General features: G+C 72.6%; 15 protein-coding genes. 6 read left to right on the top strand and 9 right to left on the bottom strand.

The window, feature by feature from the left end:
* Positions 1–156 precede the first annotated feature (156 nt).
* Entirely contained in the window at positions 157–540 is a 384-nt protein-coding gene (locus ACGFYU_RS32585; RefSeq protein WP_322975534.1) for a cold-shock protein, read from the top strand.
* A gap of 71 nt (positions 541–611) precedes the next feature.
* Here ACGFYU_RS32585 and ACGFYU_RS32580 read toward each other — a convergent pair whose 3' ends face one another.
* The 4 genes from ACGFYU_RS32580 to ACGFYU_RS32565 form a co-directional block, all read right to left on the bottom strand.
* Entirely contained in the window at positions 612–1481 is an 870-nt protein-coding gene (locus ACGFYU_RS32580) for a 1,4-dihydroxy-6-naphthoate synthase (protein WP_393830906.1), read from the bottom strand.
* Positions 1450–2193, bottom strand: a complete 744-nt coding sequence (locus ACGFYU_RS32575) for a futalosine hydrolase (RefSeq protein WP_393830905.1) — start codon at positions 2191–2193, stop codon at positions 1450–1452. The genes ACGFYU_RS32580 and ACGFYU_RS32575 overlap by 32 nt, the downstream gene beginning before the upstream one ends.
* A gap of 13 nt (positions 2194–2206) precedes the next feature.
* Positions 2207–2695, bottom strand: a complete 489-nt coding sequence (locus ACGFYU_RS32570; RefSeq protein WP_393830904.1) for a DUF2771 domain-containing protein — start codon at positions 2693–2695, stop codon at positions 2207–2209.
* A 318-nt stretch (positions 2696–3013) separates the two neighbouring features.
* Positions 3014–4387, bottom strand: a complete 1374-nt coding sequence (locus ACGFYU_RS32565; protein WP_393830903.1) for an MFS transporter — start codon at positions 4385–4387, stop codon at positions 3014–3016.
* A gap of 326 nt (positions 4388–4713) precedes the next feature.
* Here ACGFYU_RS32565 and ACGFYU_RS32560 point away from each other — a divergent pair, with 326 nt between their 5' ends.
* From ACGFYU_RS32560 to ACGFYU_RS32550, 3 genes are all read left to right on the top strand, one after another.
* Positions 4714–5637 carry a DUF3027 domain-containing protein gene (locus ACGFYU_RS32560; protein ID WP_393830902.1) on the top strand — a complete coding sequence of 308 codons (924 nt, stop codon included), beginning with the start codon at positions 4714–4716 and terminating at the stop codon, positions 5635–5637.
* A gap of 391 nt (positions 5638–6028) precedes the next feature.
* Positions 6029–6250, top strand: a complete 222-nt coding sequence (locus ACGFYU_RS32555) for a hypothetical protein (protein ID WP_393830901.1) — start codon at positions 6029–6031, stop codon at positions 6248–6250.
* A 128-nt stretch (positions 6251–6378) separates the two neighbouring features.
* The gene (locus tag ACGFYU_RS32550; protein WP_393830900.1) at positions 6379–7842 is read left to right on the top strand and encodes an SPFH domain-containing protein; all 1464 of its coding nucleotides are present in this window, start codon (positions 6379–6381) and stop codon (positions 7840–7842) included.
* A 215-nt stretch (positions 7843–8057) separates the two neighbouring features.
* Here ACGFYU_RS32550 and ACGFYU_RS32545 read toward each other — a convergent pair whose 3' ends face one another.
* On the bottom strand, positions 8058–9080 hold the full coding sequence (locus tag ACGFYU_RS32545) for a WD40 repeat domain-containing protein (RefSeq protein ID WP_393830899.1): 1023 nt from the start codon (positions 9078–9080) through the stop codon (positions 8058–8060).
* A gap of 76 nt (positions 9081–9156) precedes the next feature.
* Between ACGFYU_RS32545 and ACGFYU_RS32540 the strand changes: the two genes are divergently transcribed.
* Entirely contained in the window at positions 9157–9849 is a 693-nt protein-coding gene (locus ACGFYU_RS32540; protein WP_393830898.1) for a GDSL-type esterase/lipase family protein, read from the top strand.
* Positions 9850–9919: 70 nt separating this feature from the next.
* On the opposite strand, the gene ACGFYU_RS32535 is transcribed toward ACGFYU_RS32540, so the two are convergent.
* From ACGFYU_RS32535 to ACGFYU_RS32520, 4 genes are all read right to left on the bottom strand, one after another.
* Positions 9920–10909 carry an aldo/keto reductase gene (locus tag ACGFYU_RS32535; RefSeq protein WP_393830897.1) on the bottom strand — a complete coding sequence of 330 codons (990 nt, stop codon included), beginning with the start codon at positions 10907–10909 and terminating at the stop codon, positions 9920–9922.
* Positions 10910–11150: 241 nt separating this feature from the next.
* A complete protein-coding gene (gene thpR, locus ACGFYU_RS32530; RefSeq protein WP_393830896.1) occupies positions 11151–11705 on the bottom strand; it encodes an RNA 2',3'-cyclic phosphodiesterase in 555 nt (184 codons plus the stop codon).
* Positions 11706–11843: 138 nt separating this feature from the next.
* Positions 11844–13202 carry an MFS transporter gene (locus ACGFYU_RS32525; protein ID WP_393830895.1) on the bottom strand — a complete coding sequence of 453 codons (1359 nt, stop codon included), beginning with the start codon at positions 13200–13202 and terminating at the stop codon, positions 11844–11846.
* Positions 13203–13228: 26 nt separating this feature from the next.
* Complete coding sequence (locus ACGFYU_RS32520) at positions 13229–13666, bottom strand: MarR family winged helix-turn-helix transcriptional regulator (RefSeq protein WP_382644402.1); 438 nt, start codon at positions 13664–13666, stop codon at positions 13229–13231.
* Between the two features lie 131 nt (positions 13667–13797).
* Here ACGFYU_RS32520 and ACGFYU_RS32515 point away from each other — a divergent pair, with 131 nt between their 5' ends.
* Positions 13798–13980: a hypothetical protein gene (locus ACGFYU_RS32515; protein WP_030156886.1), complete on the top strand. Its 183-nt coding sequence runs from the start codon at positions 13798–13800 to the stop codon at positions 13978–13980.
* Positions 13981–13983 lie beyond the last annotated feature (3 nt).

Genomic DNA, 13983 nt, shown 5'->3' with positions numbered 1-13983 from the left:
CTGAAGCAGCCGACGGCGTAGGGCCGGGGAACGTCTTGTCACACGGCCCGGGACCATTAGCCTTGAGGTGGCGGGTCACACATGACCCGCTGCGCTGTTATCCGGAGCCGTTCCGCGGACTCCGGACCCCGACGAGCACAAGGACAGAGGACGGACGTGCCTACCGGCAAGGTCAAGTGGTTCAACAGTGAGAAGGGCTTCGGCTTTCTCTCCCGCGACGACGGCGGCGACGTCTTCGTCCACTCGTCGGTGCTCCCTGCCGGGGTCGACTCGCTCAAGCCCGGCCAGCGCGTCGAGTTCGGCGTCGTCGCCGGCCAGCGCGGTGACCAGGCACTTTCGGTGACGGTCCTGGACCCGGCGCCGTCCGTCGCGGCGGCCCAGCGCCGCAAGCCCGACGAGCTCGCCTCCATCGTGCAGGACCTCACGACGCTGCTCGAGAACATCACCCCGATGCTGGAGCGCGGCCGGTACCCCGACAAGGTGCACGGCACGAAGATCGCCGGACTGCTGCGCGCGGTGGCCGACCAGCTCGACGTCTGAGTCCCCGCCGCAACCCGTCGTACAGGTGCGCCCCGCCACTCGAAAGAGCGGCGGGGCGCACCCGTTCGCGGCTACGGGAAGCTCAGCGCGCCCGACGGAATGGCCGGTACCAGTCCCTCGGCGGCGGCCCGCGTCAACAGCCCGCGCACGGCCGCGTAGCCGTCCTCGCCGAGGTCGGCGGTGAACTCGTTGACGTAGAGCCCGATGTGCTGGTCGGCGACGGCCGGGTCCAGCTCCTGCGCGTGTGCGCGGACGTACGGGCGGGAGACCTCCGGGTCCTCCCAGGCCATCAGGACCGACGTACGGGCGGACTCGGCGAGCGCGCGCAGCCGCTCCTCGCCCAGCGAGCGCTTGGCGATGATCGCGCCGAGCGGGATCGGCAGCCCGGTCGTGGACTCCCAGTGCTCGCCCATGTCGGCCAGGCAGTGCAGCCCGTAGTCCTGATAGGTGAACCGGGCCTCATGAATGACCAGTCCGGCGTCCACCCGGCCGTCGCGCACCGCCGGCATGATCTCGTTGAAGGGCAGCACGACCACCTTGCCGACCCCGTCGGGCAGCACGTCCGCCGCCCACAGCCGGAACAGCAGGTAGGCGGTGGAGCGTTCGCTCGGCACGGCGACGGTCTGGCCGGCCAGGTCCACGCCCGCCTCGCGCGTGAGCACGAGCGGCCCGCAACCACGCCCCAGCGCCCCGCCGCACGGCAGCAGCGCGTACTCCTCCAGTACCCAGGGCAGGACGGCGTACGACACCTTCAGTACGTCCAGCTCGCCACGCTCGGCCATGCCGTTGGTGATGTCGATGTCGGCGAAGGTGACGTCGAGGGCGGGCGCGCCCGGGACGCGGCCGTGCGCCCAGGCGTCGAAGACGAAGGTGTCGTTGGGGCAGGGCGAGTAGGCGATCTTCAGCGATTCACCGGTGCTCATGGCGTTGATGGCGTTCATGGCGTTCTCCCCAGTTCGCGAGTACGGGCCCCAGCGCGCGAAAGCCGTCGGCGAGGGCGGCGAGCGCGTCCCCGATCCGCCAGGCGGCACGGTCGCGCGGGCCCACGGCGTTGGACACGGCGCGGATCTCCAGTACGGGCAGCCCGTGCGCGGCGGCCGCCTCCGCGACCCCGAAGCCCTCCATGGCCTCGGCCCCGGCCAGCGGGTGCCGGGCCGCGAGCCCGGCGGCGCGGGCGGCGGTGCCGGTGACGGTGGAGAGGGTCAGCACGGGCGCGAGCAGCGCCCCGGTCGCCTCGGCGGCGAGGGCCGCCAGCTCGGCGGGCGGCAGGTGCACGCTGTGCCCGAAGCCCAGCGCCCGTACGTCGAGGAAGCCGTCGGGGGTCTCGGCCCCCAGGTCGGCGGCGACGATCGCGTCGGCCACGACGAGCGAGCCGACGGGGGCGGCGGGCTGGAACCCGCCGCCGATGCCCGCCGAGACGACGAGGTCGTACGGGCCCAGGGCCAGGGCGGTCGCGGCTCCGGCGGCGGCCGCCGCCGGGCCGACGCCCCCGACGACCACGTCGAAGGCGATGCCCGGGAGGTCCCGACGGGTGATCGGGTAACCCCCGGGAAGGGTGCGCGGCTCAGGACCGTTGGCGTCCGGATGAGGGGTGAGACCGGCAACGACGGAGTCTGCCTCCGCCGCCACCGCGGTCACGACGAGCGCGCGCACCGGTGCCGTCCGGCTACTTGAGCTTGAGGTTGAAGGTCCAGACGGAGAGCGGCTTGCCGTCCTCGCCGACCTGGACGAAGGCGAGCTTCTTGGAGGCCGGGGCCTCGCCCTGGCCGCCGGTCGCGAAGACGTCGGCGCCGGGGAAGCTGCGGTAGGTGTTCGAGGACGGCTCGGTGATGGGCTGGCCGTCCAGGACCGCCTGCCACTTCTTGCCGTCCTCGACGACCTCGGGCTCGACGCCGAGGCGCAGCGTGTCGCCGCGGGCGTACTCGACGGTCTTGGCGTCCTTGAGGTTGGTGAGGCAGTCCTGGACCTTGTCCATGGACAGGGGCTCCGTGCCGTCGTGGCAGGCGGCTTCGGCGGACACCGAGGAGGTGCCGACCGTCACGGTCGCCAGCGGTGTCGGCTTGTCGCAGGCGGAGAGGAAGAGGAGGCCGGCGGACACGGCTCCGAGGGCCGCGACGCTGCGGCGGGCCCTACCCGAGAAAAGCGGTGCGGTCATGAGCCGAAGGCTATCGGGCCCTTGGGCTGCGCCGCTGCACGGGGTACCGCTGGCCTGCGGCGCGGCGCGGTTCGCCTGCGGCGTCGCTGCCGGATCCGGCCCGCCCGGGTGCCCGGGTGCGGCTGCAAGATTCGGGGCTCCGCCCCGTACCCCGCTCCTCAAACGCCGGAGGGGCTGGATTTGGCTGGCCTCAGCCTTCAAGTGCACGCCCGACACACCCAGCCCCCCGGCGGGGGGCTGGGGGCGGAGCCCCCAGTTTCGGGAAGGGGCGGGGTGGGGGGAGGCCCCGCAGGGCCACCGCCCGCGCAGCGGCGGGGCTTACGCCACGCGGGGCCGGGGGGTGCCCTGGTGGTGATGGCGGGGGGCCGACAGGAGGCCGCGGAGGGCCATCGTCGTGCCCAGGGCGACCACGGCAGCCGCCACCGACATGCCCAGGACCCCGTTCAGGGGGAGGGCGATGCCGATCGCGCCGCCCAGGACCCACGCCACTTGGAGCAGCGTTTCCGAGCGGGCGAACGCCGAGGTCCGGACCGCCTCCGGAATGTCGCGCTGGATCATCGCGTCCAGCGACAGCTTGGCGAGGGCCTGGCAGAAGCCCGCCGTGGCACCGAGCACCGCCATCAGCACCCCGCTGAAGAAGATCGCCGCGAACACCGCCGCCGTCAGCGTCAGACACAGCACCGCCGCGATGATCCCCTCCGGCGCCCGCGCCCGCAGCCACGCCCCTACCGCCGTCCCGCACGCGTTCCCCACGCCAGCCGAGACCGCCACGATGCCCAGCGACACCGCCGCGCTCTGCCCCGACAGGGGATGCTCGCGCAGCAGGAACGCCAGGAAGAAGATCAAGAACCCGGACAGCGCCCGCATCGACGCGTTCGCCAGCAGCCCGCACAGCACCGACGGCGTCACCGTCCGCAGCCCCGGCCGCCGCGAGTGCGCCTCGTGCGTCGACAGCCGGGCCCGCCGCTCGCCCTTCGCCTCGTCCACCTTGTGCGGCAGCGAGAACGCCGCGAAGGTCCCCCAGATGAAGATCGCGCAGGCCCCGTACAGCGGCCACGGCGGGCCGATCGCGTGCAGCCCGGCGCCCACCGGCGCCGCCGCGCCCGTGGCCAGCAGGCCGGCCAGCGTGACCCGGGAGTTCGCTTTGACGAGTGAGAACTTCGGCGGCAGCAGCCGTGGCACCACCGCGCTGCGCACGACCCCGTACGCCTTCGAGGCGACCAGCACGCCCAGCGCCGCCGGATACAGCTCCAGCCCGCCGGTGGCCACCGCGCCCGACATCATCAGCGCCAGCAGCGCCCGCGTCAGCATCGCGGCCGCCATCGCCGCCCGCCGCCCGTGCGGCAGCCGGTCCAGCAGCGGACCGATCACCGGGGCCAGCAGGGTGAAGGGGGCCATCGTGATCGCCAGGTACAGGGCCACCCGGCCGCGTGCCTCGTCCGTGGGGACGGAGAAGAACACCGTCGACGCCAGCGCCACCGTGATCATCACGTCGCCGGCGCCGTTGATGGCGTGCAGCTCGATCAGTTTGCCGAGACCCGACTCACCGGCCCCGTGCGCGTGCGTGGCCCGCCGGATCCCGCGCGCCGTACCGGTGAAGGGCGTGTGCAGGGCACGCCCCAGGGCCCGGCCGGCCCGCCTGGCCGGTCCCGAGCCGCCGGCGGACGACCGTACGGGTGCCACAATCGCCATAGTGCCCCACCGGGCCCTCCGGGACCCCTTGCGGCGCGTCGCGGCCCGCCCGCTTGTCCGCGAATCGGACCTTGCATGTGGGCCCAAGGCGCCGGAGGAGGTAGCGTGCGTAGCGCGCCACCGGCGGTTGCTCTTGGCCGCGCGCCTCTTCGCGATCCCGCAGAATGGATAGCAGGTAGGTGCGCCCGGAGTCCGATCGGGTGCGGACGTCGACGCGGCCCTCTGGTCCGCTCCGCCCGCACTTCGTACGGACAGCACCGCCGGGTCGTTGTGGACGACAGTACGGACGGCGCACTCGTGAGACGGCGTAGGAGAGAACGAGACCAGTGAGTGCTGCGACGACGCGAAGCCGTACCCCGCGTACCCCCGCCCCCGACCGGCTGTGCGTGGAGGCGGTGGAGCTCGCCCGCGCGGCGGCCGAGGAGGCCGCCTTCCCCGGCGTGGTGGGCGAGCACGTCTCCGCCGTAGCGGAGGGCGACCGGGTCGTCACTCACTTCTTCGAGGCCAAGGAACCGGGCTACCGGGGCTGGCGCTGGGCCGTCACCGTGACCCGCGCCTCCCGCGCGAAGAATGTCACGCTCGACGAAACGGTGCTGCTGCCCGGCGAGGACGCCCTCCTGGCCCCCGAGTGGGTGCCGTGGAGCGAGCGGCTGCGCCCCGGCGACATGGGCCCGGGCGACCTGCTGCCCACCGACGCCGATGACCTGCGGCTGGAGCCGGGCTGGTCGGACGAGGACGCGCCGCCGCCGAACTCGGTGGTCTCGGAGGAGATGGCCGAGCTGGTCGAGGCGGAGGACGCCGACGTCACCGACCGGGTGGTGGTCCCGGCGCGCGGCTCCATCACCTCGGTCGCCGAGGAACTGGGCATGCGGCGCAGGCGGGTGCTCTCGCGGTACGGGCTGCACAGCGCGGCCGACCGCTGGGACGACACCTTCGGCGCGAAGACCCCGATGGCGCAGGCGGCGCCGGCGTCGTGCGTGTCCTGTGGCTTCCTGGTCAAGATCGGGGGGTCGCTGGGCCAGGCGTTCGGCATCTGCGCGAACGAGTTCGGCCCGGCGGACGGTCGGCTGGTCTCGCTGTCGTACGGGTGTGGTGGGCACTCGGAGGCGGCGGTCATGCCGAAGCCGTTGCGGCCCGCGCCGCCGGTGCTCGACTCCGTGGCCGCGGACGAATTCCCCCTCCGCCCGTCCCCGGACACCGGCTCGGTCCCGGTCTCGGACCTCCCGGCCGCCGATCTGGGCCACTCTTAGCCGACCCCGTGCCGGGGGCCCTGCCCCCGGACCCTCCCCCAGACTTCGTCCGGGGGGACCCCCAGCTCCTCAAACGCCGGAGGGGCTGACATCGCCCTGCGGGCAATCCAGCCGCACCGTGTGCGCTTACGCCCGGTTGGGTGACTCGGGGGGCGCCCCGGGCGGGGGCGTGGTGCGCTGGTGGGGATGACGATCACCGACACGCGCCCGCCCCACACCGGGCAGCCGAAACCGGTCCGGCGACGCCTGTCATGGGTGGACTTCGCCGTGGCCGCGGCCGTCCTCGTGCTTGGCTGGGGAGTTGTACGGCTACCACGCCGACTCGGAGGAGTACCGGCTCGACGAGGAGGACCCGTATCCGGCGTAGCGGCCTGCCGCGTACGCTCGGGCCATGGGGGACGACACGGAGATGGTGGGCATGACCGGCCGGGTGACCGGGACGGTCGGTCCGGGGCTGGTGGGCGAGGTCATCGTCCGGATCCGGGGCGGCGCCGAGCACTTCCTCGCGCACCCGGTCGCGGGGACCGGCCGGCTGCCCGTCGGGACGGTGGTGACGGTGGTCGAACACCTGCCGCCGCGCACGGTGTACGTGATGGCCGCCTACGACAACTGAGGCCGCCCGGCGGCGTGTCCGTATCAAGACGGCGACAAGAATGATCCGGCCACTTCTCTGGGGGAACGGTACGGCGCAGACTCGCCCTCGTCGGTGCCGAACGGCACCGCGATAAGGGGGCGTTGCCGATGGCTGTCGGCGTCGTGGCGGGAATCGTTCTCGCCGCAATCGTGGCTTTGATCGGCCTGTTCAAGCTCATGTGGCGGGTGGCGGAGCCGAATGAGGCACTCGTCATCTCCGGGTCCGCGCACAAGACCGAGGGCATCGGCGAGGGCATGGGATTCCGGATCGTCACCGGGCGGGGAACGCTCGTACTGCCGGGCGTGCAGGCGGTGCGGAAACTGTCCCTGGACCTCAACGAGACCCAGCTGTCGGTGGACTGCGTCACCCACCAGGGCATCCCGCTGCGGGTCAAGGGCGTGGTGATCTTCAAGGTCGGTGACGACCTCGTGTCCATCGCCAACGCGGCGCGCCGCTTCCTCGACCAGCAGAAGATGATGCCCGAGCGGGTGCACATCGTCTTCGCGGGCCATCTCCGGTCGATCGTGGGCGGGTTGACGGTCGAGGACATGATCCGCGACCGGGAGAAGCTGACCGGGCAGACCCGGATGGCGTGCGGTACGGAGATGGAGAAGCTCGGCCTGATCGTCGACTCGCTCCAGATCCACGAGATCGAGGACCCGACGGGCTACATCAAGAACCTGGCTATGCCGCACGCGGCCGCCGTGCAGCGGGACGCGCGGATCGCGCAGGCGGAGGCCAACCGGCTGGCGACGGAGGCCGAGCAGGCCGCGTCGGCGCGGATGGCCGAGGCGACGCGCGATAGCGAGATCCTCCAGGCCGGCTACCAGGCCGAACGGGACAAGGCGGCGGCGGCCGCCCGGCAGGCGGGCCCGCTGTCCGACGCCGCGGCCCGCCAGGAGGTCGTGGTCCAGGAGACCCGGGTCGCGGAGCTGGAGGCGCACCGGCGCGAGCAGCAGCTCCAGGCGGACGTACGCAAGCCGGCGGACGCGGCGGCGTACGAGATCCGGACCCGGGCGGAGGCGGAGCGCGACGCCCGGATCTCGGCGGCGCAGGCCAAGGCGAAGGAGACGGAGCTGGCGGCTGCCGCCGAGGCGACGCGGGTGACGACGGCGGCGGCGGCCGACGCGAAGGCCACGGAGGCGCGGGGCCTGGCGGCGGCGACCGCGACGCGGGCGACGGGCGAGGCGGAGGCGGCGGCGACGCAGGCGAAGGGCCTGGCGGCGGCCGAGTCCGCGAAGGCGAAGGGGCTCGCGGAGGCGGAAGCGATCAAGGCCCGGGCGGCGGCGCTGGCGGAGAACCAGGAGGCCGTGGTCGCGCAGCAGCTGGCCGAGAACTGGCCGGCGATCGTGGAGGCGGGGGCCGGGGCCTTCGGCAACGTGGAGCACATGGTCCTGCTCAACGGGGCGGAGGGCATGTCGGAGATGTTCGCGAAGGCGCTGACGATGGGCGGCACGGGCCTGGGCCTGGCCCGCCAACTCCTGTCCTCGATGTCCCAGCCCCCTTCCGGCTCCGCCCCTGGCTCCGCCGATGCCCCGCTGAACGGCCGCATCCCGATCCGCGAGGAGTAGCGCCGGCGGCGGGCTGGTTCTGCCTCCGGCGGCGCCTCAAACGCCGGCGGGGCTGGATGTGGCTGCTGCCGTCCGCCAGGCGCGGCTGGTTTGCCCGCAGGGCAATTCCAGCCTCGCCGGGCAAATCCGGCTCCTCCGGCGTTGAGGGGTGGGGGTCCCCCGGACGGAGTCTGGGGGAGGGTCTGGGGCGGAGCCCCAGGAAGCGGGGCCGCGGGCTAGTTGGGGGTGCGGCGGCGGAACACGCGCTTCGCGGCGACCACCAGGACAATGGCTCCCGCCAGGACAAGGGCGCCCTTCGTGAAGCTCCCGCCGTCCCCCGGAGAAGGGGCGGCCGGGGAGCCCGGCTGCGGGGTCGCGGGGGGCGTCGAGGAGCCGCCGCCGGGCGTCAGCGGGACGGCGATGACCCGGCTGCCCTCCCCCTCCGCGCCGAACATCAGCGCCGACCCGTCCGCCGTGTACGTCACCGACTCCGCCTGCCCCTGCCACGGCGCGTCCACCCGTTCGCCCTCACCCTCCGGCCGCCCGTCCTTCCACCCGTACGTCCGGGCCGTGAAGTACCCCCGCAGCGTCAGCCGGGTCCCGTCCGGCGAGAACGCCCCGTCCGTCACCCACGGCACGCCCGCGATCCGCCGGAACACGTTCGAGCCGGAGGCCGACAGCTGCTCCGGGCCCTCGTACAGCCCGCCCTTGCTCTCGTTCTTGCTCGCGATGTACACCCGCCCCGTCACCGGATGCACCATCAACGCCTCCGCGTTCCGCGGCCCGTCGGCGTACCGCACCGTGAACTGCGCCGCCTGGAGGGTGACATCGCCCAGTACCTTCGGCTCCGGGAAGCGGTAGATCCACACGTGGTCCCAGGTCCCGTCCCGGTTGTCGCCGATGTCCCCGACGTACAGCTGCCCGTCCGGCCCCAGCGAGATCGCCTCGACGTCCCGCGGCTTCCCGATCCCCGTCAGCGTCACCCGGGCCACCGTCCTGCCCGTCGCCGAGTCCACCGCGTACACGTACGGGCCGTCGTCGCTGTCGTTGTGCGTCCAGTACACCCCCGGGTGGATCCGGCTGGCCGCCAGCCCGCTCGACTCCTTGATCCGCGGGTCGGCGATGGTGAAGGAGGAGGCCGCGGGCACCGGAGCCTCGGCCGCGCCGGCCGAGGCGGCCGGCAACAGGACGAGAACCGCGGTGAGAACGGAGGCGAGTACGGCGGCAGGGGCGGCGGACGACGACGGCAGCAGGCGCATTCCCCCAGCCTGCCAGCCCGCCCGGCGTGTCCGGCATCACAAGGGCGCCTGTCGCGTGATCCGCGATGATGACCGGATGTTTTTCATGTTTGTTGGTGACTCCATGACCATCGGACGCGCCGGCGACTACACCTGGCGCTACCGGATGTGGCAGCACCTGGACTCCACCCTCGGCGGCCCCTACGAGATCGTCGGCCCGCGCAGCGAGTTGTACGACACCTCCGCCGACGCGCCCGTCAGCCACGCCTACGCCGACCCCGGCTTCCCGCCGGAGGCCCGCCGGCACCTGGCCGGCTGGGGCGAGGGCTGGCAGCACATGGCCCCCCTCATCGGCCCCGCCGCCCGCGCGGGCCGCGCCGACGTCCTGCTCGTCTCCCTCGGCCTGATCGACCTCGGCTTCTACACCGCCGCCGACGAGACCGCCGCCAACGCCCGCCGCTTCATCGCGGCCGCGCGGGAGGCCCGCCCGGCCATCCGGATGGTCCTGCTCCCCGTCATACCGAACGTCCGCGCCGAGGAGGACGCCCCCTTCGCGGCCGAGGTGGACCGGTTCAACGAGCTGCTGGCGAAGGCGGTCGCCGATCTGACGACCGCCGCCTCGCCGATCCTGCTGGCCGCGCGCCCGGACGCGTACGACATCCACCACGACACCTACGACGGCACCCACCCCAATGCCTCGGGCGAACACCGCCTGGCGGGCGAGTTCGCGGCGGTCCTTCACCAGGCGTGGGGCATCGGCGGTCCCTACCGCCGCCCGCCGGCAGGGTGACGCCTGCGTGACGCGGTGGCCGCCGCCCCGTCAGAGCGGGCGACGGCCGTGCCCACGAGGTGCTACTCGATCACCAGGCGAAGGCTTCCGGCGCAGGTCCGGAGCCGGGGAAGATCTCGTCCAGAGACGTCAGGACTTCGGCACTCAGCTCCAGCTCCAGGGCGCGCAACGCGCTCTCCAGCTGTGCCGGCGTGCGCGGCCCCACGATCGGGCCGGTGACGCCGGGCCGGGTCAGCAGCCAGGCCAGCGCCGTCTCGCCGGGCTCCAGGCCGTGCTTGTCGAGCAGGTCCTCGTACGCCTGGAACCTGGCCCGCACCGCCGGGTCGGCGAGCGTCTCCGCCGCGCGGCCTTCGGTGCGCCGCTTGCCCTCGGTCTCCTTCTTCAGCACGCCGCCGAGGAGGCCGCCGTGCAGCGGAGACCAGGGGATGACCCCCAGTCCGTAGTCCTGCGCGGCCGGGATGACCTCCATCTCGGCGCGCCGCTCGTAGAGGTTGTAGAGGCACTGCTCGCTGACGAGCCCGACCATTCCGCGCCGGGCGGCCGTCTCGTTGGCCTGGGCGATCTTGTAGCCGGGGAAGTTCGACGACCCCGCGTAGAGGATCTTGCCCTGCTGGATGAGCACGTCCACGGCCTGCCAGATCTCCTCGAAGGGGGTCAGGCGGTCGATGTGGTGGAACTGGTAGACGTCGATGTGGTCGGTCTGGAGCCGCTTGAGGCTGGCCTCGACGGCCCGGCGGATGTTCAGTGCCGACAGCCGGTCCTCGTTCGGCCAGGTCTCGCCCTCGCGGGACATCGAGGCGTAGACCTTGGTGGCCAGGACCGTCTTCTCGCGGCGGCCACCGCCCTGGGCGAACCAGGTGCCGATGATCTCCTCGGTGCGGCCCTTGTTCTCACCCCAGCCGTACACATTGGCCGTGTCCACGAAATTCAGACCTGCGTCGAGGGCGGCGTCCAGGATGCCGTGGCTGGTCGGTTCGTCTGTCTGTGGACCGAAGTTCATCGTGCCGAGAACGAGTCGGCTGACCTTGAGTCCGGTGCGTCCGAGCTGCGAGTACTTCATGGACCCAAGCCAACTGCTTCGAGTCCACTCCAGGCAAGAGCCGCCCGCGAAGCCCTCCGCGGGGCCTTGGTGCCGGCCCTGGAGACCTTCGCCCGGCAGGGCGGCCGGCTACTGCCCGACGGCGGCCGCCACGGCCACGACGACGAACATCAGCACGAGTACACCGGCCATCACACGGTTTCTGGTCTTGGGATCCACCCGTCGAGCCTAACGCGGCCGCCGGGTGCCCCGGCACCGGCCCTCAGCCTTCGAGGGGCCAGGACCCGACGGTCTCGTAGCGGGGGTGTTCGTGGGGGACACCGCTGACGGGCAGGTGGCTGCGGACCAGGCTCAGCGTGTCGACCGGCCAGGGAGTGCCCTCGAAGCCGGCGAGGGCCTCCACGTACGGGTGCAGGCGGGTGCCGGGGCCGTGGCCGCGGGCGAGGGTGATGTGCGGGGTGTACCGGCGGTGCCGCTCCATCGGCACCCCGGCCCGGCGCGCGGCGGCGTCGGCCCGCTCGGCGAGCATCCGCACGGCGGGGAGGTCCCCGGCGGCCCCGACCCACAGGGCCCGGTCCCCGAAGTGCCCGGAGCCGTGCAGGCGCAGCGGGAAGGGGCCCGTCCGGTGCGCGGCCCGGGCGAGCCGGGCGTGGAGCTCGGGAAGCACCTCTTCCCTCACGTCGCCCATGAAAGCGAGCGTGAAGTGCCAGCCGGCCTCCGCGGCCCACGTCAACCGGTCGTCCCGCAGCGGCCGCACGGCTTCCCGCAGCTCGGCCAGGGCCGCCTCGGGCGGCAGGACGGCGGCGAACAGTCTCATACCCCGAGCCTAGCGGCGCCGCGGGGTCCGGGGACTGACCCGGTCCGGCCCCGCAGCCGGGCGCTCCGCCCCCGAACCCCGGCGTTTGAGGCGCGGGGTCTGGGGCGGAGCCCCGGGACACCGCGGCGCGCCCGTGGACTACGCCACCGGCACCAGTTCGCGGCGGCGCGAAGAGGCGGCCGGGACGAAGGCCACCCCGCGCCGGTTCACCCGCAGGCGGAGGTTGCCCACGCGGGCCAGGACCACCGCGATGGCGACACCGGCGGCCAGGGAGATCACGCCGCCCGCCGCCATGCCGATCCGCGCGCCGTACGTGTCCGTGATCCAGCCCATCAGCGGGGCACCCAGCGGGGTGCCGCCGGTGAAGACCATCATGAACAGCGCCATGACCCGCCCCCGCATCTCGGGATCGGTCGCCATCTGCACGCTGGAGTTGGCCGTGACGTTGACCGTCAGGCCGAAGACCCCGATCGGCACGAGCAGCGCCGCGAACAGCCAGAAGCCGGGCGCGAAGGCGGTCACGAGCAGCAGTACCGCGAACAGCACCGCGGCCGCCACCAGCAGCCGCAGCCGGGACAGTCCGCGCCGGGCGGCGAGCAGGGCGCCCACCAGGGAGCCGGCCGCGATCAGGGTGTTGAACAGCCCGTACGTCCCCGCGTCCCCGTGGAACACGTTGCTCACGAACGCCGACAGCCAGATCGGGAAGTTGAACCCGAAGGTCCCGATGAAGCCGACCAGCACGATCGGCCAGATCAGCTCGGGGCGCCCGGCGACGTACCGCAGGCCCTCCCGCAGCTGCCCCTTCGCGCGCGGCTGGGGCTCGACCGGGTGCAGCTCGTGCGTCCGCATCAGCAGCAGTCCGGCGATGGGCGCCGCGAACGACAGTCCGTTCAGCAGGAAGGCCCAGCCGGAGCCGACGGCGGTGATCAGCACACCGGCGATCGCCGGGCCGACCAGCCGCGCGGACTGGAAGTTCGCCGAGTTCAGGCTGACGGCGTTGGCGACCTGGTCCTTGCCGACCATCTCGGAGACGAAGGTCTGGCGGGCCGGGTTGTCCACGACGGTGACCAGCCCGAGCAGGAAGGCGGCGAGGTAGACGTGCCAGACCTGGACGTGTCCCGCGAGGGTCAGCACGGCCAGCGCGACGCCCGTCAGGCCCATCGCGCCCTGGGTGGCGATCAGCAGAGGCCGCTTCGGCAGCCGGTCGGCGAGTACGCCTCCGTAGAGGCCGAACATCAGCATCGGCAGGAACTGCAGCGCGATGGTGATGCCGACGGCGGAGGCGGAGCCGGTGAGGGAGAGGACCAGCCAGTCCTGGGCGATGCGCTGCATCCAGGTCCCGGTGTTCGAGACGACCTGGCCGGTCGCGAAGAGCCGGTAGTTCCGGATCTTCAGCGAGCTGAACATCGAGTTCCTTGAGTTCCTCGAGTTCTTGCCCGCGGTAGTGGTGGTGGATGTGTGGCCGGGTGCGGAGTCTGCTCCGTTTCCCGTACTCAAAAGCGTTCGCCTCCTGGCGTCGTTCCTTACAAGTGCGCGAGCTTCTCCAGGACGGGCGCGGCCTCGCGCAGCTTGGCCCACTCGTCCTCGGTCAGCTCGGCCGCGAGCCCGGCCAGGAAGGCATTGCGCTTGCGGCGGCTCTCTTCGAGCATCGCCTCGGCTGTCTCCGTCTGGCGGACCACCTTCTGGCGGCGGTCGTCGGGGTGCGGTTCCAGCGTGACCAGTCCCTTGGCTTCCAGCAACGCGACGATGCGTGTCATCGACGGCGGCTGGACGTGCTCCCGGCGGGCCAGCTCGCCGGGCGTGGCCTGGCCGCACCGGGCGAGGGTGCCGAGGACCGACATCTCGGTCGGGCTCAGCGACTCGTCGACGCGCTGGTGCTTCAGGCGCCGGCCCAGTCGCATGATGGCGGAGCGGAGATCGTTCACGGCGGCAGCGTCGTCGCCATGGGAAAGGTCATGCATGTCCTTAGCGTAACTCATTACTCTAGCTAAGGAACACCGGTTAAACCGGCCACCGTCCGCGGTCACTCGTACGGGTGAGTCGGGTGCGGAAAGTGACACGCGTCCACACCGTCTGCCCCGACCCTTTCGTCATGGGGACACATGTGCTGAGCATGCGCATAGACGGGGAGCTCCTCGACAGGCTCCGGACTCATGCCGCCAAACGCGGAATGAGCGTCCAGGACTATGTGGTCCGGACGCTCATTCGCGACGACTTCGACGAGCGCTTCAAGGCGGCCGTCGACGAGACGGAGAAGTTCTACGGGCTCACGTGAGCC

Origin of the sequence: Streptomyces sp. NPDC048337 (genome assembly GCF_043201175.1) — a bacterium.
GTDB lineage: Bacteria > Actinomycetota > Actinomycetes > Streptomycetales > Streptomycetaceae > Streptomyces.
The sequence above is the reverse complement of the archived record's forward strand: the minus strand, read 5'-3'. Positions and strand labels throughout refer to the sequence as shown.